At 72.6% G+C, this 20,188-nt stretch carries 18 protein-coding genes and 1 pseudogene; 4 read left to right on the top strand and 15 right to left on the bottom strand.

Going from position 1 to position 20,188, the window contains the following annotated elements:
- The first annotated feature begins 55 nt into the window (after positions 1 to 55).
- Positions 56 to 427: a DUF1330 domain-containing protein gene (locus GA0070616_RS01850; protein ID WP_091075196.1), complete on the top strand. Its 372-nt coding sequence runs from the start codon at positions 56 to 58 to the stop codon at positions 425 to 427.
- A 57-nt stretch (positions 428 to 484) separates the two neighbouring features.
- On the opposite strand, the gene GA0070616_RS01845 is transcribed toward GA0070616_RS01850, so the two are convergent.
- The 6 genes from GA0070616_RS01845 to GA0070616_RS01820 all read right to left on the bottom strand — a co-directional run bounded on the left by GA0070616_RS01845 (position 485) and on the right by GA0070616_RS01820 (position 6,772).
- Complete coding sequence (locus GA0070616_RS01845) at positions 485 to 1,264, bottom strand: formate/nitrite transporter family protein (RefSeq protein WP_091075194.1); 780 nt, start codon at positions 1,262 to 1,264, stop codon at positions 485 to 487.
- A 56-nt stretch (positions 1,265 to 1,320) separates the two neighbouring features.
- The gene (locus tag GA0070616_RS01840) at positions 1,321 to 2,514 is read right to left on the bottom strand and encodes a DUF2254 domain-containing protein (protein WP_175439949.1); all 1,194 of its coding nucleotides are present in this window, start codon (positions 2,512 to 2,514) and stop codon (positions 1,321 to 1,323) included.
- A gap of 118 nt (positions 2,515 to 2,632) precedes the next feature.
- The gene (locus GA0070616_RS01835; protein ID WP_091075190.1) at positions 2,633 to 3,559 is read right to left on the bottom strand and encodes a mechanosensitive ion channel family protein; all 927 of its coding nucleotides are present in this window, start codon (positions 3,557 to 3,559) and stop codon (positions 2,633 to 2,635) included.
- A gap of 108 nt (positions 3,560 to 3,667) precedes the next feature.
- Positions 3,668 to 3,940 carry a hypothetical protein gene (locus GA0070616_RS01830; RefSeq protein ID WP_091075188.1) on the bottom strand — a complete coding sequence of 91 codons (273 nt, stop codon included), beginning with the start codon at positions 3,938 to 3,940 and terminating at the stop codon, positions 3,668 to 3,670.
- Between the two features lie 285 nt (positions 3,941 to 4,225).
- On the bottom strand, positions 4,226 to 5,017 hold the full coding sequence (locus tag GA0070616_RS01825; protein ID WP_175439948.1) for a formate/nitrite transporter family protein: 792 nt from the start codon (positions 5,015 to 5,017) through the stop codon (positions 4,226 to 4,228).
- Positions 5,018 to 5,083: 66 nt separating this feature from the next.
- A complete protein-coding gene (locus tag GA0070616_RS01820; RefSeq protein WP_091075185.1) occupies positions 5,084 to 6,772 on the bottom strand; it encodes a right-handed parallel beta-helix repeat-containing protein in 1,689 nt (562 codons plus the stop codon).
- 228 nt (positions 6,773 to 7,000) lie between these two features.
- Between GA0070616_RS01820 and GA0070616_RS01815 the strand changes: the two genes are divergently transcribed.
- Complete coding sequence (locus GA0070616_RS01815) at positions 7,001 to 7,702, top strand: GNAT family N-acetyltransferase (protein ID WP_175439947.1); 702 nt, start codon at positions 7,001 to 7,003, stop codon at positions 7,700 to 7,702.
- Between the two features lie 201 nt (positions 7,703 to 7,903).
- Here the strand turns inward: GA0070616_RS01815 and GA0070616_RS29365 are convergent.
- Positions 7,904 to 8,211: pseudogene (locus GA0070616_RS29365) on the bottom strand (DUF6183 family protein).
- A 37-nt stretch (positions 8,212 to 8,248) separates the two neighbouring features.
- Here GA0070616_RS29365 and GA0070616_RS01810 point away from each other — a divergent pair.
- Positions 8,249 to 9,574, top strand: a complete 1,326-nt coding sequence (locus GA0070616_RS01810; protein ID WP_091075181.1) for an SWIM zinc finger family protein — start codon at positions 8,249 to 8,251, stop codon at positions 9,572 to 9,574.
- On the top strand, positions 9,571 to 12,123 hold the full coding sequence (locus tag GA0070616_RS01805) for a hypothetical protein (RefSeq protein ID WP_091075179.1): 2,553 nt from the start codon (positions 9,571 to 9,573) through the stop codon (positions 12,121 to 12,123). Before GA0070616_RS01810 ends, GA0070616_RS01805 begins: the two co-directional genes overlap by 4 nt.
- A 101-nt stretch (positions 12,124 to 12,224) precedes the next feature.
- Here GA0070616_RS01805 and GA0070616_RS01800 read toward each other — a convergent pair whose 3' ends face one another.
- The 8 genes from GA0070616_RS01800 to GA0070616_RS01765 form a co-directional block, all read right to left on the bottom strand.
- Complete coding sequence (locus tag GA0070616_RS01800) at positions 12,225 to 12,794, bottom strand: GNAT family N-acetyltransferase (protein WP_091075177.1); 570 nt, start codon at positions 12,792 to 12,794, stop codon at positions 12,225 to 12,227.
- Between the two features lie 222 nt (positions 12,795 to 13,016).
- The gene (locus GA0070616_RS01795) at positions 13,017 to 13,874 is read right to left on the bottom strand and encodes an STM4011 family radical SAM protein (RefSeq protein WP_091075175.1); all 858 of its coding nucleotides are present in this window, start codon (positions 13,872 to 13,874) and stop codon (positions 13,017 to 13,019) included.
- On the bottom strand, positions 13,871 to 15,196 hold the full coding sequence (locus tag GA0070616_RS01790; RefSeq protein ID WP_245712614.1) for an STM4012 family radical SAM protein: 1,326 nt from the start codon (positions 15,194 to 15,196) through the stop codon (positions 13,871 to 13,873). Before GA0070616_RS01790 ends, GA0070616_RS01795 begins: the two co-directional genes overlap by 4 nt.
- A complete protein-coding gene (locus GA0070616_RS01785; RefSeq protein ID WP_091075171.1) occupies positions 15,193 to 15,996 on the bottom strand; it encodes an STM4013/SEN3800 family hydrolase in 804 nt (267 codons plus the stop codon). The genes GA0070616_RS01790 and GA0070616_RS01785 overlap by 4 nt, the downstream gene beginning before the upstream one ends.
- The gene (locus tag GA0070616_RS01780) at positions 15,984 to 17,123 is read right to left on the bottom strand and encodes an STM4014 family protein (RefSeq protein ID WP_175439946.1); all 1,140 of its coding nucleotides are present in this window, start codon (positions 17,121 to 17,123) and stop codon (positions 15,984 to 15,986) included. The genes GA0070616_RS01785 and GA0070616_RS01780 overlap by 13 nt, the downstream gene beginning before the upstream one ends.
- A 94-nt stretch (positions 17,124 to 17,217) precedes the next feature.
- Entirely contained in the window at positions 17,218 to 18,090 is an 873-nt protein-coding gene (locus GA0070616_RS01775; RefSeq protein ID WP_175439945.1) for an STM4015 family protein, read from the bottom strand.
- A gap of 244 nt (positions 18,091 to 18,334) precedes the next feature.
- Positions 18,335 to 18,961, bottom strand: a complete 627-nt coding sequence (locus GA0070616_RS01770; RefSeq protein ID WP_091075166.1) for a response regulator transcription factor — start codon at positions 18,959 to 18,961, stop codon at positions 18,335 to 18,337.
- Positions 18,958 to 20,184: a sensor histidine kinase gene (locus GA0070616_RS01765; protein WP_091075164.1), complete on the bottom strand. Its 1,227-nt coding sequence runs from the start codon at positions 20,182 to 20,184 to the stop codon at positions 18,958 to 18,960. Before GA0070616_RS01765 ends, GA0070616_RS01770 begins: the two co-directional genes overlap by 4 nt.
- Between the last annotated feature and the right edge of the window lie 4 nt (positions 20,185 to 20,188).

Here is a 20,188-nt window from a genome sequence, read left to right as displayed (position 1 = left end):
CTCCGGCGGCCTGTGATCTGATGTCGCCACTGACGAACGGAGTGGAGGCACACCGATGGCAGTCGACCCGACCGGCAGTGACCTGAAGGAGTTCCTCGCCGCCGACCCCGAGGAGCCGGTGGTGATGCTCAACCTCCTGCGCTTCGCCGAGGGTGGCAGGGAGTCCTACCAGCGCTACGCCGCCGCACTACAGGAGACGTTCCTGCCGCGTTACGGCGCAAAGGTGCTCTACGCCGGTGACGGCGGGCCGGCCCTGGTCGCCGAGGAGGGGCAGGCGTGGGACGCCGTGGTGCTGGTGCGGTACCCGAGCCGGTCGGCCTTCAGCCGGATGGTCGCCGACCCGGAATACCAGGAGGTCACCCGGTGGCGTACGGCTGCCCTGCGGGAGGCCGTCCTCCAGCCCACCAGCCGGTGGGTCGACGGCTGACCGGGGTTGGCTCCGGCCGAACGCCGTGGGGTGCCGGTGTCGGTCGGGGCGCCGGTTTCACCGGGTGCCCCTGACCTGGACGGCGTGGGTCAGCGTCATCAGCAGCAGGCCGCCCAGCAGGTTGCCGGTGCCGGAGAGGACGACGTTGAGGCCCAGGTCGGCGTAGGAGACGTCGGCGCCCAGCCAGATGCCCGACAGCAGGTGCAACCCGGAGACCACGACGTGGTCGAACGGGCCGAGGGCGAGGAAGAACCCGACCACGTACGCCAGGGCGATGCGGCTACCGGCCGACCCCACCGCGTGCAGCAGGTAGGACAGCAGCGTCAACAGGGTGCCGGCGGCCACCCCGCGGGTGACGGTGGCGAGGCCCTCCTTGGCGGCGATCTCCTCCGCCATCAGGGCGAGGGTGTGGTGGGCGCCGGCGGGCAGCGTCCCCTCGACGGTGAAGACGGCGGCCATCACCGCGCCGCCGACGAAGTTGAGGACCAGCACCAGGGTCCACAGCCGCACGAGCTGCCAGATGGCGGCGGGCCGTCGGCGGTGCAGTGCCGCGGCGACCGGGTCGAAGAAGTTCTCGGTGAACAGCTCGGTGCGCCCGACGACCACGAAGACCAGACCGATGCCGAACGCCAGCGCACCGACCAGTTGGCCCACACCGTCGGCGAAGTCGGGTGCCACCAGTTCACGGACCATGCCCAGCGCGACGATCCCGAACACGATCGTGACCCCGGCGATGAAGCCGGTGGAGGCCTGTTCCAGGGCGCTCATCGACAGCCGGCGCTCGCCCTCGGTGCGGGCACTGGCGTAGACGTCCTCCGGTCTCGGGGCTTGAGCCATCTGTGCCGGATACCCCGTCCGACGCGACCGAACCGCCCCGGGAAACGGGAAGCGTGCTACGACGACGAGGCGAGCCGACGGCTGATCGCCGCCCGGTGGGCGGGAATCGCGACGGTTGCCAGGTCGTCGACGATGGCGTCCAGCAGTCGCACGATGCGCGGCTGCTGGTCGGCGAGGAGCCGGATGTCGTCGACGACCATCGCCAGCAGAGTGTCGTACGGCACGCCGCGGACCTCAACGCGCACCAGACCGTCGTCGTCACGAACAAGATGGACCGGGTCGGGTCGGGTCGCGAGTCGGCGGAGGAGTTCGTGCAACTCCTGCACGGCCCGGATGGCCGTGGTCACGTCGTTGAGCGACGGGGACAGCGCGCGTTCGGCGATGTCGGCGAGTTGCCGGAAGCCGAAGGCGACGTCCTGGCCCGGGGTCCGCTCCACACCGATGGTCACGCCCTCGCCGGCCCGGTCGTCCGGAACCGGGTGGGGCTCGCTGCCGGCTACCCGGTGCACCCGAACCAACGGGGCCCCCGTGACGACGAAGTCACCCGGTGCGGGGGCGACGGTGAGGGCGCAGTCGTGCTCACGGGCCAGCCGGGCGAGCAGTCGGAGATCGACGTGGCTGACCATTCCGGGCGCCGGAGCCGGCACGGTCTGCGTGATCACGCCGGTGACGGTCGCCTGCGGCTCGTCCGCCGGGGGCAGGTGTTGGATCGACCGTCGTGTCTGGGCGCCGATGGCGGCGATGATGTGCGACACCCGCATCACGGTGGTGATGTGGTGCAGGTAGTAGATGAAGGTGCCGCTGCTGGCGAGGACGAGCAACATCGACACCGCGAGCGACAGCTCCGGGAACCGCTCGCCGTCCTCGGCTGGTAGGGCGGCGAGCACCACCATGGCGAACAGGAAGGTGGCGACGAAGATCCCGAGTGTCGCCTGGATGGTCCGGTCCTGGAGGAAGGTTCGCAGGACCCGGGGGGAGTACTGGCTGCTGGCCAGTTGCAGGGCCACGACCGTGATGGAGAAGACCAACGCGGTGAAGGAGATCATCGCCGTGATGATCGAGGACAGCAGTGAGCGGGCACCGGCGGGGCCGCTGGGCAGGATCCCGCCGAAGGTGAGGTCCAGTTGCAGCTCCAGGGCCGCCAGGCCGACCGCCGCCAACACCGCGCCCACCGCGAAGACGGCCGGCACGAGCCAGAAGCTCTCCCATATCTCGGAGAGCCGTGCGGACACGGTGCGGGGCCGTTTCACGATGCCCGGTTCCTCGAGGTCACCCGTCCATCGTGGCGTACGCGGGGAGGTGGCGCTCCCCAACCATCGAGGCGGGCCCGCGGAATCCGGTCAGGGAGGTAGCGGCTCGCCCCGGCGGCTACCGGCGGTCAGCCGGGCCGGTGACGGCCCCCGAGGCCTGGGGTGGATGGATGGTGATGTCCTGGGTCACGGAGGCCACCCGTATGCCGCGCTCCGCGAAGCGGTCCAACACCCGCCGGGTGACCTGGTCCTTGACCTGGCGGGCGGAGCGCACCGGCACCACGAAGCGGGCTGACAGCTCCACCCAGTTCGGGGTGGCGCGGACGAAGACGCGAGCATCGACCTCCGCCTCGGCGACCGGGTAGCTGTGGCGCATCTGTTCGATGGCGCGCCGCGCGTCTGCCGTCGAGGAGATCCGCTGTGCCTCCTCGCAGAGGATGGACTCCGCCAGGTGCCAGTCGGCCTCGTAGGGAACGGGCAGCGTGAGCTCCTCCCACAGGTGATCCAGGACCGTACTGCTGTTGTACACCGGCGCCGTGAACACGAAGCGGTTCGACAGGGAGACCACCCGCCCGGTGTACTGGCGGCCGCGGATCCAGGATTCCGGGTCGGAGGAGGAACCGCTCTCCAGAATGCGGGTACGCAGTGGGGTGATGTCCAGGACGTCACCGCGTACCCCGCACATCTGTATCCGGTCACCGACCCGGTACTGCCGTCCGGTGAGGATGCTGACCCACCCGGCGAACGCGCCGATGACCTCCTGCATCGCCAGTGCCAGACCGGCGGCGAGCAGACCGACGACCACGCCCACCCGACCGGCGAACGGCCGCCACAGCAGCACCAGCGCGAACAGCACCGCCACGACGATCAGGTAGTGCACGGCCTTGCGCAGGTAGTACCGGTTGGTGGTGTCCTCCACCCGACGGACGGCCAGGCGGCCGACCAGGGGGGCGAGCACGATGGCCAGCACGACCAGGACGATGCTGGTCACCAGGCGACCGCTCACGCTGCTCGTGTCCCAGACAGCCTCCAGGAACCGCTCCATGCTGCCTGCCCATCGTCCTCGGCGGCGACCCGGCCGATGCGTCGCGTCATCTCCACCATAGGCAGCCGGCAGCGGTCGGATCCCGGAAAGCGCCTCGTGCGGGCAGCCTCAGCGGGACGATTGACGACGGTCGGCGGCGGTCGCGACCAGGATGACGGTCAGGGTGGCGCAGCCCGCCTGGGCGAGAACGCCGGGAAGGCCGAGGCTGCGGGCGTCGATGCCGCTGAGCACGGCGAGGATGGTGACGAGCATGGCTGCGGTCACTCCCAGGACCATCGCCAACCATCGCGGGATGGCATCGCAGGCCGGCACGGCGAGCCGGCCCAGCGCGCCGGTGAACAGACCGACGACGATGGCACTGACCAGGACACTGACTGTCATGCTGCTCCTCCGTGAGTGGTCGGTGGCCGGTACGGATCCCTCGACGCGTCCTCCCCGGCCGGGCGGCCCTGCCGCCCTGTCGTCCGCGGTTCCTCCGCCGCGCCGTGCCGCCTTCAGGAGGACTTCCCCGTCAGGTGGCGGCACGACCGCAAAGCCGTGACAGTTGTGTGACGACCTGTTCCGACCCTGCGCAGCGGCCCCGATCAGCGGGTTCGGCCCGGGCCGCCAGGCGCGGTGAGCGGGTCGCCGACATGCCCATCGGCGGCAGCCACGGCCGGGGCACGGTCACCGCTGACGGGACCGCTCTTCGTCGATCTCGACGGACACCCGGATCAACCGGAGGCCGGTGACGAGGCCGACGCCTCCGACGATGTTGCCCAGCGTCGACCAGCCGAGGGCACCGAGCCAGGCCAGGTAGCCGAAGGGGGCACGGTCGGTGGTGAGGGCGGTGAACATCATGATCGAGTCGAGGACGCTGTGGAACAGCTGCCCGCTGGCGAGCAGCGCGCCGAAGATCAGCGCCGGCACCAGGCGTACGCCGAGACTCTCGGTGGCGTGCTGCATCCGGGTCATCAGGGTGATCACCATTCCGGCGAGCACGGCCAGCGTGAAGGAGCGCAGGTTGACCCCGAGGGTGGCGAAGTGGGTGCCGGTCTCGATGGCGGTGGAGCCGAGTTCGGGGAAGCCCTGGGTGATCAGCCAGGCCACCAGCCAGCCGCCGAGCAGGTTGCCGGCCAGGGTCACGGTCCACAACCGCAGCAGTGCCCGGAGGGTGTTGCGGCCGGCGACCAGCGCGGTCACCGGCACCAGGAAGTTCTCGGTGAACAGCTCGCTGCGGGCCAGCAGCAGCGCCACGAAGCCGATGCTGAAGGCGAGCCCGGCCAGCAGCGTCTGCCCGGTGGCCTCCTTCACCAGAAGGTAGGCCAGCACGCCGGTGCCGACGTCGACGCCGCCGACGATCCCGGTGACGATCAACGGGGCCCAGGGGCGGGCCAGCCGGATGGCGCCCTCCTCGACCACCCGGTCGAACGCCTGCCGCACCTCCGGCTCGGAACCGGTCCACCGATCTTCCCTCACACCGGAGCCTGCCCGTCGCAGTTGATGGTGCCCACGCCACGGTGCGCCACGACCGGGACCTTGCCGTCACCGGTTGCTGTGGTTGCTGGGATTCCTGGGATGACGATGGTTGCCTTCCCAGTGACCACCCGGTGCCGGGGTGTCGGTCCGACTCGCGGTGTGGTTCCCGTCCAGGCCGTTGTCGACGACCTGGCAGTCGAAGCAGTTGCCCCGGTCGGTGATCCAGATTCCGTGGGTCTGGGTGTGTGAGCCGCTGTCGCGGATGAGGTTGCCGCGGATGGTCACCGAGTCGGAGGTGGCGTCGATGGTGATCCCGGCACGACTGGGCGGGGCCGGTGGCAGCTCGTACGGCGTTCCGGGCAGCGGCGTGTCGGCGCTCCACGCGCTGTCACTGCCGGGGCGGATGGGCGCGAGGCTCAGGGTGTTGGCGTTGTTGGCGGCGACGACGGCGTACCGGTGGCCGACGCGCAGGACCTTGCCGCGATGGCCGTCGGCCGGCCAGTTGGCGTGTTGGTCGACGAGGGTGTGGTGGGTGTAGCGGACGGACTCGCCGCCGCCGGAGGTGGCGTCGGCGCACTGGCGACCGTTGTTGCGGATCCGGTTGTTGATGATGACGGCGTCGCGCAGCGGCCGGTCGAAGCGGATTCCGTCGAGGCTGTTGCCCCAGATGTCGTTGCTCTCGATGACGATCTCCTCGGCGGCGGAGCGGTCACCCTGACCGAGGTCCTGGTGGTGGTAGCCGTAGCGGCCGTTGCCGGAGATCCGGTTGCCCCGGACGGTGTACGGGCCGGCGGTGTTGCCGATGTTGATCCCGTCGCGCAGGTTCCCGTCGATCAGGCAGTCGGTGAGCAGACCGCCTTTGCCGGAGATGCCGGTGGTGCCCTTCGCCGACACCTGGAACCCGGCCTCCAGGTTGCCCATCATCGTGCAGCCGGTGACGATGAGTCCGTCGGCACCCCAGTCGGAGATGCCGAACCGGTTGCTCTCGGCGTGGCAGCCGACGATCCGGATGCCCCGCGGCTGCGGCCGGTCGGAGAACTGCATCTCCAGGAAGATGCCGTTGGTGGCGTTGCCGACAGCCACACAGTTGGCGATGGTCAGCCGCTCCGTCGGCCCCCACCCGCCGATGCCGACGCCGATGCCGGCTCCGCCCATCTCCGCACCGTTGTCCATCCGGCCGCACTCCAGCACCCGGACAGCCTCGACCAGGGTGTCCTGTAGGAAGTCGCAGCCGAAGCCGGTGGCGGCCGTGTGATGGATGAACAGGTTCCGGAACAGGCCACCGGTCACGTACTGCAACCCCAGGCCCTTGGCCAGCGGATTGTACTGCGCCGACGCCACCCCCGAGCCGTCGATCTCGAAGTCGGCGAACGTGCAGTAGGCGAGACTGCGATCCGGGCTCGCCCCGTGCAACTCGGTCGTGTGGAACGCCAACGGTACCGGTCGGGTCCGGTTGCCCTCGTTGCTCAGCACGAACCGGGTGGCACCGGGGCCCGCGCCCATCAGGGACACCCCGCTCCGCCAGACCGTGCCGGCGTCGCGAATGGCGTACACGCCGGGCGGGCAGTAGATCACCCGCGCACGCCCGTCCGCGGCGAACGCGTCTCCCAGCCGATCGACGAGCGCCGCGAGGGCAGGTTGATCGTTGGTCGTGCCGTCACCGGTCAGACCGTGCCCCCGCGCGTCGCAGAGCAACGGCGCCCCGGCCACCGCGTACGGGCGTACCCCCGGAGCGGACGCCGCCTGACCTGACACCGGACATCACCTTCCCACCGGCGGGCAGATCGATCCGACCTTCGCCCACCCGCCAGCGCCGCGATACTGGCCTGCCCCGACGGTACGTCGGTCACGTCCGCGCCGAGGGTAGATAGCCGAGAGTCGGGCCCCGGTCACCCGACCGCGCCGGAGTCACGCAGCCGGGCCCCGACGCCGTTATCGGCGAAGACCCGCTCCGTACGCAGGACGCTCGCTAGTGTCGTGGGTGTGAGCGACAGCGCCGCGGAGCCGGGCCGGCTTGTCGTGCGGCCTGCGACACGCCGCGACCTTCATGCCACGGCCCGCGCCCACGTCGACCTCCTGCCGGTCGGGTTGTTTCCGTCGCTGGGCCCCCGGTTCGTCCGCCGGTGGCATCGCACCTTCCTCGACTCCCGACACGGCGTCGGCTACGTGGCCGTCGATCCGAGCGCCCCGGGAGAGGAGTTCGTCGGCTTCCTGTTGGGCACCACCGACCAGACCGCGCACATAGCCGCGCTGCTGACGGACCGGCGCGCGGTGGCGTCCCTCGCGGTGGCCGCCGCCAGCGCGTTGGTGCGTCGGCCCAAGGTTGCCACCCGCCTGCTGCGCTCGCGGGTGGGGCCGTGGACCCGCCGGTTCCGCTCCCGGAAACCGCGAGGTGACGGGCCGGACCGGCCCACCGCCGCGCCGCAGGTGGCCGTGATGACCGCATTGGCGGTACGCCCGGAATGGCGGGGAACCGGCATCGGTTCGACACTGGTGACGCACTTCGTCGAGCACGCCCGTCTCGCCGGGGCGACGACGGCCGAGCTGGTCACCCCGACCGGGCCCACCGGGGCGCCCACCTTCTACGAACGGTTGGGCTGGGAGGCCGGGCCGCAGGAGAGCACCCCCGATGGCGAAGGTCTGTCCGTCTACCGCCGCTCGCTGCGTGACGCGGACCCTTCGTGAGATTCGACGCCGATCGCGCTCCTGCCCGCATTGCTGTCGCCACTACGGGCATCCCCGGAACTTCCCACGGTGCCCGCGCCCCGGATCGCCGCTTCGATCCGCAGCAGCAGGGGCGTCGAGCGCCCTCCGGCCCCGGCCTGGCCGGGCGAAGCTTCCGTTCGAGGAGGGTGAGTCCATCCCGGAACTCTAGACGCCTGATCATCACTGACCGTCAGTCGGTGTCGGTGGCGGCCAGCACGGCGAGGTGCCGCCGTCCGGTGATACCACCGCCAGGCCGATGTCCCACGCGACGCGGTCGAACCAGTCGCTCGCGCCCGCGAAGGAGTACCACGAACACCGCTGGGCCAGCGCCTCGACGTCAGCGGCGGACGCACGTGCGCGGCACCGGTGAGCCCGCTGACCGTACGCCAGGCCAGGAGCCTCCCGTACGCTCCGAGTTCGCCGGAGCTGTAGGCGCCGCCTGCCGATGCCGCCGCGAACAGCTGCTGCCAGCCTGCGTCGCTGCTGATCGGGAGGATGTCGGTCGGTCGTTCTACGGTGTGCGCCGTGAACGTCGTCCAGACCTACCGATACCTCCAGCCGTCCGCCCTGCGCGACACCGGTCTCGATCTGCAGACCTGCGGCGGGCCGGCGGCAAACCCGCGGTTCTGCTCCGGGTTCCTCACCACCCCCGCCGCGGCGGCCGCCGGCCTGCTCGCGGTGGCCGAGGTGGCCCGCACCCGCTACCACCAGCCGGTCAGCCCCGCCAGCCTCGACCCGGTGGTCACCGGCAGCCAGGACCGGCTGCGCTTCGAGTCGTTCTCCGGCTGCTGCGGGGTGTACGCCCGGATGGACGTGGTCCCGGCCGGCTTCGACGGCGAGATCGTCGGCCACGGCACCACCAACGTCGACGTCAACCCGCCGCTGCGCGAAGCACTCGCCCGGGTGGGTGGGATCGACCCGCTGCACCTGGCCGTCGGCCCGGACGACCTCACCGTCTCCACCATGGACGACACGGTGGTGGAGCGGAAGGTGCCGCTCCCCGGGCGTTGGCTGCGTGGTTTCGCCGAGGTGCACGTCCTCACCGCCGGGTTCGAACCGCGCGCCGAGATCCCCGCCGCCGAGGCGACCGCGTTCCTGCGGCGGCTGCCCTCCAATGACCGCTCCGTGCTGTGGGCGGTGCCCGCCGGGCGTACCCTCCGGCTGACCTCGAGGCCGACGCCGGGCGCGGTCTGCCTGGCCGGCGCGGGGCGCCTCACCGCACTGCGCGGGCTGCTCCGCCACGCACACACCCTGCGCGTGTACGGTCCGGCGGTGCGCGCCGGCGCACCGGCCGTGGCGAGCACGTGGGAGCTGGACACCGGGGCACTGCGACTGTCGCTGACGCTCTCACCGGAGCCGTACCGGGGGTTCTCCGGCGAGGGGGCCGCTCTGCTCGCGCTCGCCGGTGACGAGGTGATCGACGACGCGCAGCTGGTCGGTGCACTGCTGTCCTGGGAGCCGACGATCGACGTCGCCGCGCTGGCCGACGCGGCGGGCCTGCCCGACGACCGCGTTCGCGCCGCCCTCGCGCAGCTCGGCACCGCCGGGAGGGTCGGCTACGACGTCGCCGAGGGCGCGTACTTCCACCGGGTGATGCCCTACGACGCGGGGCGGGCCGAGCGGGACAATCCCCGCCTGGTCGGCGCACGGGCGCTGGTGGAGCAGGGCGCGGTCCGCCGGGACGGCGAGCATGCCACGGTACGCGGCGGCGACGGGGACTATCGCGTACGCCGGCTGCCCGACGGGAGCCGCACCTGCACCTGCCGGTGGTGGGCACGACACCAGGGGCAACGCGGACCCTGCAGGCACGCCCTCGCGGCATCCATGGCGGCGGCGGAGGTGGGGGTGTGACCGCTTTCCGAGAGTCCCTGGTTCGCGGCGACGTCGCCGCCGTCGAGGCGCTGCTGGCCACGCTCGACGAACCGGCCCGACGCAGGCTCGGCGACGAACTGGTCGACCATGTGAGGCATCAGCAGGTCATCTGGTGGCGGACACCGGAGGCGACGGCCCTGGCGGTGGCCGCCGTGGGCACGCTGAGCACCGCGACGAAGGTCGCGACGCTGCTCGGCCGGCGAACCGTCATGCTACGGAACGTCGACGTCGATTCGGTGATCGCCGTCGCCCGTCAACGCGGCGTGACCTGGCTGGCCGACCTGGGCTACCGGCTGGCCGAGCGGCTGCGCCGCAACGAACCGTGGGCGAACTGGCACTTCACGGCCGGGATGTTGATGGCGGAGAAGGCGGCACCGCCGACCGGGGACGCGTTCGTCGTCGGCTGGGCGTACGCGATGTCGTGGCAACCACCCCACAACCGGCGGCAGCCTCCGCCGCCCCTGGTCGACCGCCTCCGCGCCGACCCGTTCCTGGACGCGCTGCTGCCCCGCCTGTTCGAGGTCGACGGCGTCGGCACCGAGCTGCCGTTCGACGGCGACGACACGTCGGTGCCCCGGGCGTTGGCCACGCTGGCCGCGGAGGGGCGCCTCGACCGGGCGGCGTTGCTCGACGGGGTCGTCGGTCGGCTGCTGCGCGGCGACCGACCGGCCGCGCTGCGTCCGTTCCTCGCCCTGCACGACCACCTCGAACCCACCCCCGGCGAGGTGGCGGCCCGGGTCGACGCGTACCTGCGGCTGCTCGCCGACGCGCCGGGGCCGGTGGCCGCCCTGGCCCAGCGGACGCTGCGGGACTCCGACGGTGGCGCGGAACTCGAATCGCTGCTCGACGCCGCGCAGGTCGTGCTCGGCCGGCCGGAGAAGGCCCTCGTGCGGGCGCAACTGTCGTGGCTGGACCGGCTCGCCGGGCAGCACCCCGTGCACGCGGGGAAGATCGCCGAGGTGCTCGCGGTCGGTGCCGAGCACCCGGCCGCCGATCTGCGGGACCGGGCGACGACGCTGGCGCAGCGGCACGGTCACCGTCCGGCCGCCCCGGTCACCGTGACGGTGGCTGGTGACGAACTCCCACCACCGGTGTCGCCCGCGCCCGCGCCACCACCGATCACGGAGGTGGACGAACTCGTCGAGGAGGTCGCCGGGCTGCTCGGCCACCTGTGGCCCGCGCAGGCCGTGGAACGGGTCCTCGACGGGCTGGTCCGGCTGACCACCACCGACCGGGACCGGCTGGCGGCCGCACTGCTGCCGGTACTGCGACGCGAACGGGTCGGCGCCAGCGACCGCCTGTGGGCGGTGTTCAACGTGCCGATCCAGCTGCACGGCGTCCTGCTGGCCGCCGCCGCACCGGCCGAGGCCGCCACCCGACGCGCCCAGTGGTCCGAGATCCTCAACGCATCGTCCGCCTGGGCGCTGCGCCCGTTCCGGAACCGGCCGGCCGCCAACCCACCCCAGCAGTCCGCCCTCACGCTGCTGTACTGCGCCCGCCTCGCCGAGATCGGCCAGCGGTTGGCCGGACGGCAGGACCCGGGGCTCCTGGCGGTGCCCACCTCCACCACCGGGGCCATCGACCCGACCGCGCTCTACGAACGGCTCGCGGCCCTCGGTGACCGGCCGGTCTGGCGATGGGACCTCACCCAGGCGCTGCTGCGACTGCCGGCCGGCGTCGACGGGCCACTCGCGGCCCGCGCCGCGGCGCTCGGCACCCCGGCCGGGCGGGAACTGGCCGACTGGCTGCGCGGGGACACCCTGCCGACCCCGGTCTACCGCATAATCACGGTCGACCGACGGGAACGGAGGGGCAGCTACGACTTCGGCTACGACCGTCTGCCGGTGCGGCGCACCATCGTCGCCAGCACTCCGCCCGACGGCGTGGCGGATCCCCTCGGGCTGCTCACCGTGCCGGCACACCGCAGCGGAGAGGTACGCAGCCGCTGGCAGCACCTGTGGCCAGCGCTGCTGCCGGGGCACCGTGGCCTGGCCGCCGCCCACCTCCTGCCCGAGATCGCCAGGGCCGCGCAGGAGGACGCGCGGGGGACCGCCACCGTCCTGACGACGTTCGCCGAGTGCACCGGCGACGGCGGTCCGGCGCTCGACCTGGCTCTGGCGTACGGGCTGGGTGCCCGGCACGAGGTGGACCGCGCCGCCGCCCTCGACGCGCTGCTGGCACTGGCGGCCGCCGGCGACCTCGACGCCCCGGGCATCGGCGGGCACCTGGGCGCACTCGCCGCCGACGGCCAGGTGACCCTGAGCCGGGTGGCGGTGCCGCTGCGCGACGCGGTCACGGCCGGTGCTCCGCTGAGTGTCTGGCGGCTGCTCGCCGCCGCCCTGCCGCCGCTGCTGACCGCCCCGACCCCGCCCCGCGGCACACCCGACCTGCTCACCCTGGCCGCCGAGACGGCCGGCGCGACCGGGGTACGCATCGAGGTGCCGGGACTGGCCGACCTGGTGGCGCGAGGCGGCGCGAGCCGGCTGGTCACCGAGGCCCGCCGACTCGCCGCCGCGCTGGCCGCCTGACCTGCCGAGTAGCCCGCACTGACGGCCGGGTCGACCATTCCGGTCGACCCGGCCGGGCGCGGCGGCCCGGTGCCGGTCACGTGCACGGGTACGTCGGGAGATCAGCCCGCCCGGGCGACGCTGCCGTCCGCCGGGCTCAGGTCCAGGCGCATCCGCAGGTAGTCGGTGCCGTCCGGGCCGGGACGGCGGTGCCCGTCCGGCTGCCAGCCGTGTCGCAGGTAGAAGGAGTGCCCGCGCGTGTTCCGTTCCCACGCCTCCAGTCGGCCCGTCATCATCGCCTCCGACCGCAGATAGTCGACGAAATCCGCGTGCAGGTGGCCGCCGACGCCACGTCCCCAGCATTCCGGGTGCACGTGGATCTGGTAGAGCTGGCCGACACCGGTCGGCCCTGCGTCGTCCAGGAAACCCGCGTCGTCCAGCGGCGGCCCCATCGCCGCCACTCCGACAATCCGGCCGTCCAGCTCCGCGCAGATCACCCTCTTCTCCGGGGCACGGATCGCCTCCTGCCAGCCTTCGTGGCGCCGCAGCTGGTCGGCGGGGTTGTCGATCTCGGTGCCGGTGAGCCCGCCTGCCCGGTAGTAGGCGGTACGGGCGGCCACGTGCACCGCGACGATCTCGGCCAGGTCGGCGAGGCTGGCGAGGCGGACCCGGATCGAGTGATGACCGTCCATGCGGTCGACCCTATCGCGGGACCGCTGTGGACAGGGTGCAGCAGGCTGGCGGAAGCCCGAGTCGATGGTGACGACTCTCGTCCGGGCCGGTGGCGGCTGCGGCTGGTACTCCGTGGCGTCCTCGTCGTACGGTCTGCCCCGAAGGTGGCACGGCGTACCCACGCACGCGCTGCCACAGCGGCAGGCGAGAATCCCGGTCAGCCGTGAGGAGCAGGCCGTTCGTCAGCGCGGCAGCGGCCAGGCGGCAGGAACGCGTTCCAGGACCCCACCGGCGAAGACGTCCCGAAGGCCGAGTGGTTTGAGGTGGACGTAACCGATGTGGCAGTCGCAGATCGCGTTGCTGCACAGCCGGGGCCGCAACGCGGCCCGCCACGATCCGTCGTACAGGTTGCCGATGGGGGTGGGGATGAAGTGGCAGCGCCGAACGGTGCCGTCGCCGAGCACGGAGATGGCGCTCTCCCCGGCATGGCAGGGACGATCGAGCGACAGGTGTGGACGGACGCTGTAACCGAAGTGCGGGTCCAACCCGGTCCAGGTGGCCTCCTCGGCGGCGTCGTAGCGGCGGCCGTCGGCGGCGTTCACCCACAGGTAGACGTCCTCCGGGAGCGCGGCGCGCAGCGCCCGCGCCTCGTCGAGGTGTTCCGGCAGGCCGACCACCCCGACGGAGTAGCGGACGCCCAACTCGCCCAGACGGGCGCAGCGGCGCAGGAACTGTTGCCGGTCGATCTGCCCCGGATGGAAGGTCGTCCACAGGGCAGCGGACCGGGGGTCGGCGTCGGCCAGCCAGTCGACGCGGGCGGCGAGATTGGTCTGGATGACCACCCGTTCCACGTGCGGCAGGTGGGACAGCGTCACCATCGCCTCCCGGTACCAACTGCGGGTCAGCCCCTCGCCCCACGGGGTGAACAGCACCGACAGCCGCACGTCGGTGGTCGCCGCCACCCAGCCGGTGAACCGGGTCAACGCGGCCCGGTCCGCGCGCAGCAGCTCCGGCGGGTCGTGCCGCTTCGCGAAGGGACAGTACGGGCAGTCGTAGTTGCAGCTGGCGAGCGGCCCGCGGTAGAGGACGGTCAGGTTCACCGCAGCACGAACCCGGTCATCGCGGCGCGGATCTGCGCGGAGGTCAACCACGGGCCGATGGCGTCTGACCGGGCCAGCCCCGCAGCCGTCAGCCGCAGCCCACCGTTGGTGGCCCAGCCGCGCTCGACGAGCCGACCGAGCTGCGGGAAGTCGTCGGTCGGCGGGCACCCGAACCGTGCCCGGTAGGCGTCGGCGTCCACCCCGTCGACCCGCAGCAGCGACGTGAGCAGCCAGCGGCGGCGCTGCTCGGCATCGTCGAGGTGGAACCCGACCTCGGCGTACCGGAAGTCGTCGGCGGGTCGGGCCAGGTAGTCGTCGAGGACCGCCCGCACCTGGGAGACGCTGACCGCGTAGTCGAACGAGTAGTGCAGGCCGGTGGTGTAGGAACGCGCACCGCACCCGAGGCCGACCATGCCGTCGTCCTGGCAGCAGTAGTCCGGGCCGTCGGGCACCGGCACGTCGCGGCGGCGGAACTGGCGCATCGACTCCTGCCGGTACCCGGCCGCGCCGAGGGTCTCCACGGCCTGCCGGTAGAGGGCCAACCGTTGGGCGTCCCAGTCGGCCCGGTCGTGGGCGCGCCGGCCGAGCCCCGTCAGCGGCCGCACGTACAGCGGGTACAGGTACAGCTCCTCGGGCTGCCAGGCCAGTGCCGCGTCCAGGCTCTCCTGCCAGGTGCCGGCGTTCTGCCCGTCGATGCCGTAGATCAGGTCGATGTTGAGCACCGGGATGCGGGCCTGCCGGATCGCAGCCAGCGCCGTCTCCACCTCCGTGCAACGCTGTGGCCGGCCGGCGGCACGGGCCTCGACGTCCAGGAAGCTCTGCACGCCGATGCTCACCCGCGTCGTACCGTGCGCGGCGAGCACCGCGAGCCGGTCCGGCGTGGCGGTGGCCGGTGAGGTCTCCACCGACAGGGGTACGCCCGGCAGCCGCGCGCCGACCGTGCCGGTGGCGATGTCGAACAGCTCGGTCAGCTCCCCGGCGGTCAGGTACGTCGGGGTGCCGCCACCGAACGCGGCACGGGCGTATCCCGCGTCGCCGCCGAGGGCGTCGGCGACCTGTTCGGCCTGCCGGCGCAGCTGCCGCAGGTACGCGGTCACCTGCTCCTGTGGGGCGTGGGCGCGGGTGAACAGGTTGCAGAAGCCGCACCGCATCTCGCAGAACGGCACGTGCAGGTAGAGGAACAACGCCTCGCGTGGTTCGGCCCGCCACACCTCGGCCAGCGACGGGCGGGGCCGCAGCGGCCGGTAGGACGTCTTGTGCGGGTACGCGTACAGGTACTGCTGGTACGGGGAGCCGTCGAGGCTCGCCTCGGTGCTGGTCACCATTCCCCCGGAGACAGGACGAAGTGGGCGTACGGGACGGTCCACACCACGTCGTGGCCGATGCGGTGGCCGGTGTGGCCATCCTCGCCGTAGGCGGTGCCGTGGTCGGAGCAGATGATGGTGAACACCGGCCGCCCCCGGCCGGTGACCAGGGCGAACAGCCGACCGATGCGCCCGTCGACGTACCGCAGCGCGGCGGCGTGACTGGCCCGGCTGTCGGTCTGCGCGCCGGGCAGGTGGTGCCGGTTGGGTTGGTGCAGCGCGGCGACGTTGAGGAAGGTGAACAGCGGCTGCGCCGCCGGCACCCGGGGCAGCACCTCGGCCAGCCGGTCGAGCTGCGCGTCCAGGCAGGTGGGGGAGGTGACGCCGAACTCCGGCTCCCAGTGCGCCTCGGCGAACATGCCCGGCAGCACCGCCCCCAGCGGGCTGCACCGGTTGAAGAACCCCACTCCACCCAGGCAGAGCGTGTGGTAGCCGACCTCGGCGAGGGCGGTCGGCAGGTCCGGGGCGTCGAACACCCACGTGTCGGCCCCGGAGGTCGCACTGCCCGGGAACGCCGCCGAGAACAGCCGCTCGTGGTGGCCCGGCCGCACCGGCGTGGGCAGGAAACCGGCGAAGAAGGCGTGGTGCGCGGCGTAGGTGAAGCTGGCGGGGGAGTGGCGTCGTTCCCACCGTCCACCCGGCAGCGCCCGCGCCAACTGCGGGGTGCCCCCCGCCGCCGCCACCTCCGCGGCCACGTCGTATCGCAACGTGTCGAGGGTGACCAGCAGCAGGTCGTGGCTACCGATCAGGCTGCGCACGCGACCTGCTCCCCGCCCGAGGCCGCCCCGACGGACGCCCGCCACCGCTGCCACCGACCACTGGTCAGTGCGTGCACCTGCTCGGCGTAGCTGTCCCGCCCGTCATGGAGCACCCCGGGCAGCAGGTCACCGAACGCGTTGACCTCGGCCACGGCGTGCCGACGCCAACCGACCAGGAACATCAGGTCGACCCCGACGTGCAGCGACCCGGGAAAGCACGCCCCGACCCGCTCACACGCCTCCATCGCCGCCGACCAGGCGCGTACCCCGGCCGCCGCCCGCAACTCGGCGAGATCACCACGCGCGTTTCCCAGATGCAGGTTGGTCAGTGGCCCCCGGGCGGCGCGGACCACCGCGTGCGTGGGCCGCCCCGCGACCACCAGCACCCGCACGTCCACCACCCGGTCACCCAGCCCGGCTTTGGGCAGCCATCGTTCGACGTGCAGACCGTCCGGGGCGAGCCGGTCGACGATCGCGGCGACCTGCGACTCGTCGGTGTAACGACGCAACCGGAGGGAGTTGAACAGCGCCTGCGGGGTGTGCTCGATCGTGGTGACCGCGTGCACCCGGCCGCAGCGGTGCCGCCCGGGTCGGCCCGCCGCACGTGGGGACCCGACCGCAAGTGCGATCACCCCGGCCGCGGACGACCCGTGCGCCGGCTTCACGAACACCCTCGTCCAGCCGGCCGCCGCCATCTCCGCCCGGAGTTCGGCGTACCCACGGACCGGTGGCAACGCGGCCGGCACCGGCAGCCCGGCCGCCGACAACACGGCGTGACAGCGCCGCTTGTCACACAGCACCGCGACGTCGTCGGGCTGGTTGAGCAGTTCCGCGCCACCTGCCGCCACCCGCGCCATGCCGTCGACCAGACCGGCGTACGCGTCGGCCAGGCCGACCAACTCGCCCGGCCGGGTGGCGGTGGCCGACCGGCGCAGCAACTGGTCGACCTGCGGATCCTGACCGGGGGAGTCCACCCGCACCAACGCCCCGGCCGGTGGCGGCGCGGCCCCGGTCAGCACGTCGACCCAGGGCAGCACCTCGGGCCGGGGCAGACCTGCGGCCAGCGCCGCCCGGGTGAACATCTCCACCCGGCGACGACCGGCGTTACCGACCACCGTCAGTCGCATGTCACGCCGACACCGCCGGGTGGACCGGCCCCGCAACCCCGACGGCCGGCCGGCCGTCGGACACCCGGACCCGGAAGGGCAACGCCATCCCTGTTCACTCCCCGACCGCGGTGTAGCGGTAGATCGTGCCGTCGTAGTCCTCGGGTTCCTGCGGGTCGGACACGTCGACCTGCACGCCCGGCAGCGCGGCGACCACCGCCGCGGCCGTCTCCTCGGACAGGTAGTGATGGTGCAGGTCCAGGCGGCGCAGGTGAGTCAGCGGCTGACCGGCCAGCAGCGCCGCGCCGCCCTCGTCGGTGAGCACCCCCATCGACAGGTCGAGGACCTCCAGCCGGCCGACGACCGGGGCGCTGGCCACCGCCGCGGTGACCGCGTCGGCGTTCTCCGCGTTGCACAGCGCCAGGTGCCGCAGCGCCGGCAGGTTGCTGCCGGCCAGGATGGTGGCGAGATCCTGCACCGTGCTGTCACCGTAGTAGTCCTCACAGCCCAGCCACAGGTCGAGCCGCCGCAGCTGCGGCAGATCACACGCCCCGACCGCGCGCACCACCTCGCCCGGCAGGCCACCGGACTCGATACGCAGTTCCCGCAGCCCGGTGTGGCGCACCGGAGTCAACTCCAGGCCGTCGGCGCCGCGGATCCACAACACCTCCAACGCCGGGCACGCCGCCAGCAGCGGAGTCACGTCGTCGTGGCTCAACCACGAGATCTCGCACTGCTCGCTGAGCAGGTCGGCGAGGAAGACCGCCCGGAGGTGCGGCCACCGTCGTGCCGCGTCGACCAGCAGGTCGACCGGCAGCGTGCGGTCGTAGGCCTCGCCCCATTCACCCACCACCACGGCTCGCACCGACTCGTGCGGCACCTCGTCGAGCATCGCCCGGACCAGGCCGGTGAACTCCTTCGGCCCCGCCTCGGAGTTCTCGACCTCCAGCCGCCACGCCACGGCGGACGGATCCTCCGGCAGTGTCATGCCCGGTGTGAAGGGCAACACCGGTAACCCGGCGAACGACGACGCGTGCGAATGGATCACACCAACCTCCGTACGACTGCGGCAAGGGCGGCGAGACCGTAACAGCCCACTCCGACACGATGATCCGCAGCCGTACCCCGGGGACGTCCCACGGGGTTCGGCGGGTGCCCCGCCGCTTACGGTAGGTGCCGCCGGCGGCGGACACGGGCCGGCGGCGTGCTGCTGGCCACCGCTGCCGTCAGCCTCAGGCTTCGCGGGCGAACAGGGCCAGGCGTACCCGGTTGGGGCTGTTGGTCTTGGTCATCAGGCTGGTGATGTGGGTCTTGACGGTGGTGACCCCGATGTGGAGCCGATCGGCGATCTCCGTGTTGGACAATCCCTCGGCCACCAGGTGCAGCACGTCCTGCTCACGGGCCGTCAGACCCGGGGCGGGCCGTGGCGTTTCGGGCCGGGCGTGCACGGCGCGGTGGACCAGCCGTTGCAGCACCTGCTGGCTGAACGGACTGTCCCCGGCGGCGGCCCGGCGGACCCCGTCGACCAGGTCGGCGGGCGGGGCGTCCTTGAGCAGGAACCCGCAGGCCCCGGCGGTCAACGCCGGATAGAGGTGGTCGTCGTCGCCGAAGGTGGTCAGCACGAGGATCCGGGTGGCGGGACGATCGGCGAGGATCCGGCTGGTCGCGGTGATCCCGTCGACGCCGGGCATCCGCAGGTCCATCACGACGACGTCGGGGACGAGTCGCGCTGCCAGCAAGACGGCCTCGCGGCCGTTGTCGGCCTCGCCGACGACCTCGATGTCCGGCTGAGCGTCGCAGAGCATCCGCAGGCCCGCGCGGATGAGATGCTGGTCGTCGACCAGCAGGACGCGGATCATGCCACCTCCGACGCGGGGGGCCCGGTCGCCGTTCCGCGATAACGCGACGGACCGGCGGACCCGGCCGGTAGGACCGTGGCGACCCGCCAACCGGCACCGGCCGGCCCCACCTCCAACCGGCCCCCGAGCAGATCGACGCGCTCACGCATGCCGGTGATGCCGTGACCGCCGCCGGGCGGCACCGGTGCCGGCACCGAACCCCGCCCGTTGTCCGTGACCTCCCAGTGCACCGCCCCGTCGACCACCGACACCGACAACCGCGCCAACGCGGCCGGGCCGGCGTGCTTCACCACGTTGGTCAGCGCCTCCTGGGTCAGCCGCAGCACCGCCAGGCCCCGTACGGCGTCCAGTGAACCGACCCCCGCGTCGACGTCGGCCTCCACGGTGACACCGGCCTGGCGGGCCCGGTCGACCGCCGCACCCAGTGCCGCCGGCACCGCCGACGGCTCTATCGCGGTCAGCGTCGCCTCACCGCGCACCGCGTCGGGGTCGCGCAGCACCGCCACCAGCCGGCGCAGATCCGCCAACGCCGCCGTTCCCGTGCTGTGCACGTCGTCGAACACCTGGCCCACGCGTGGGTCCACGTCCGTGATCACGTGCCGGGTCACCCCGACCCGCAGCACCATCGACGCCACGTGATGCGCGACCACGTCGTGCAGCTCACGGGCGATGGCGCTGCGTTCGTCGGCACGGGCGGCCCGGTGGTCGGACTCACGTCGCCGCTGCTCCTCCCTGGCCCGCTGCTCAGCCTGTCGGCTCAGCTCCCGGGTCGTGCGGATGACCATGCCGAGCAGCAACGGAAGACCGACCTGCACCGCCAGCCCGAGCACACCGACGGCGAACTGCCGCACCGTCACGCCGATCGAGTCGGACAGGGCGACCGTGGCCAGCGCCCCGGCCGCCAGCCAGATGACCCGAGGCCGACGGGCCCACACCGTCAGTTCCACCAACGCCCAGCCGGCACCCACCTGGTGGATCGTGGTGTCGTCGACGACGACGATCGCGACCGCCAGCAGCGCGGTCTGTCCCGCCAGGTTGGCCAGAGGCCGGCGGTGCAACGCCAACGCGACCGCGAACGCGACCACCGCGAGAATCCACTGCGGGACCGTCGGCGGGTGACCGGCCGGCGTACCGAAGAGCAGATAACCCACGCCGGTGAGGTCGAGCAGCAGGATCCGCACGAGCGTGTCCCGCACGTCGAACAGCCGCCCCGCCCACCCCACGACG

The sequence above is a fragment of the Micromonospora nigra genome, from assembly GCF_900091585.1.
In the GTDB taxonomy this organism is placed as follows: domain Bacteria; phylum Actinomycetota; class Actinomycetes; order Mycobacteriales; family Micromonosporaceae; genus Micromonospora; species Micromonospora nigra.
Note: the sequence above shows the minus strand (reverse complement) of the source record. Positions and strands in the feature narration are given on the sequence as shown.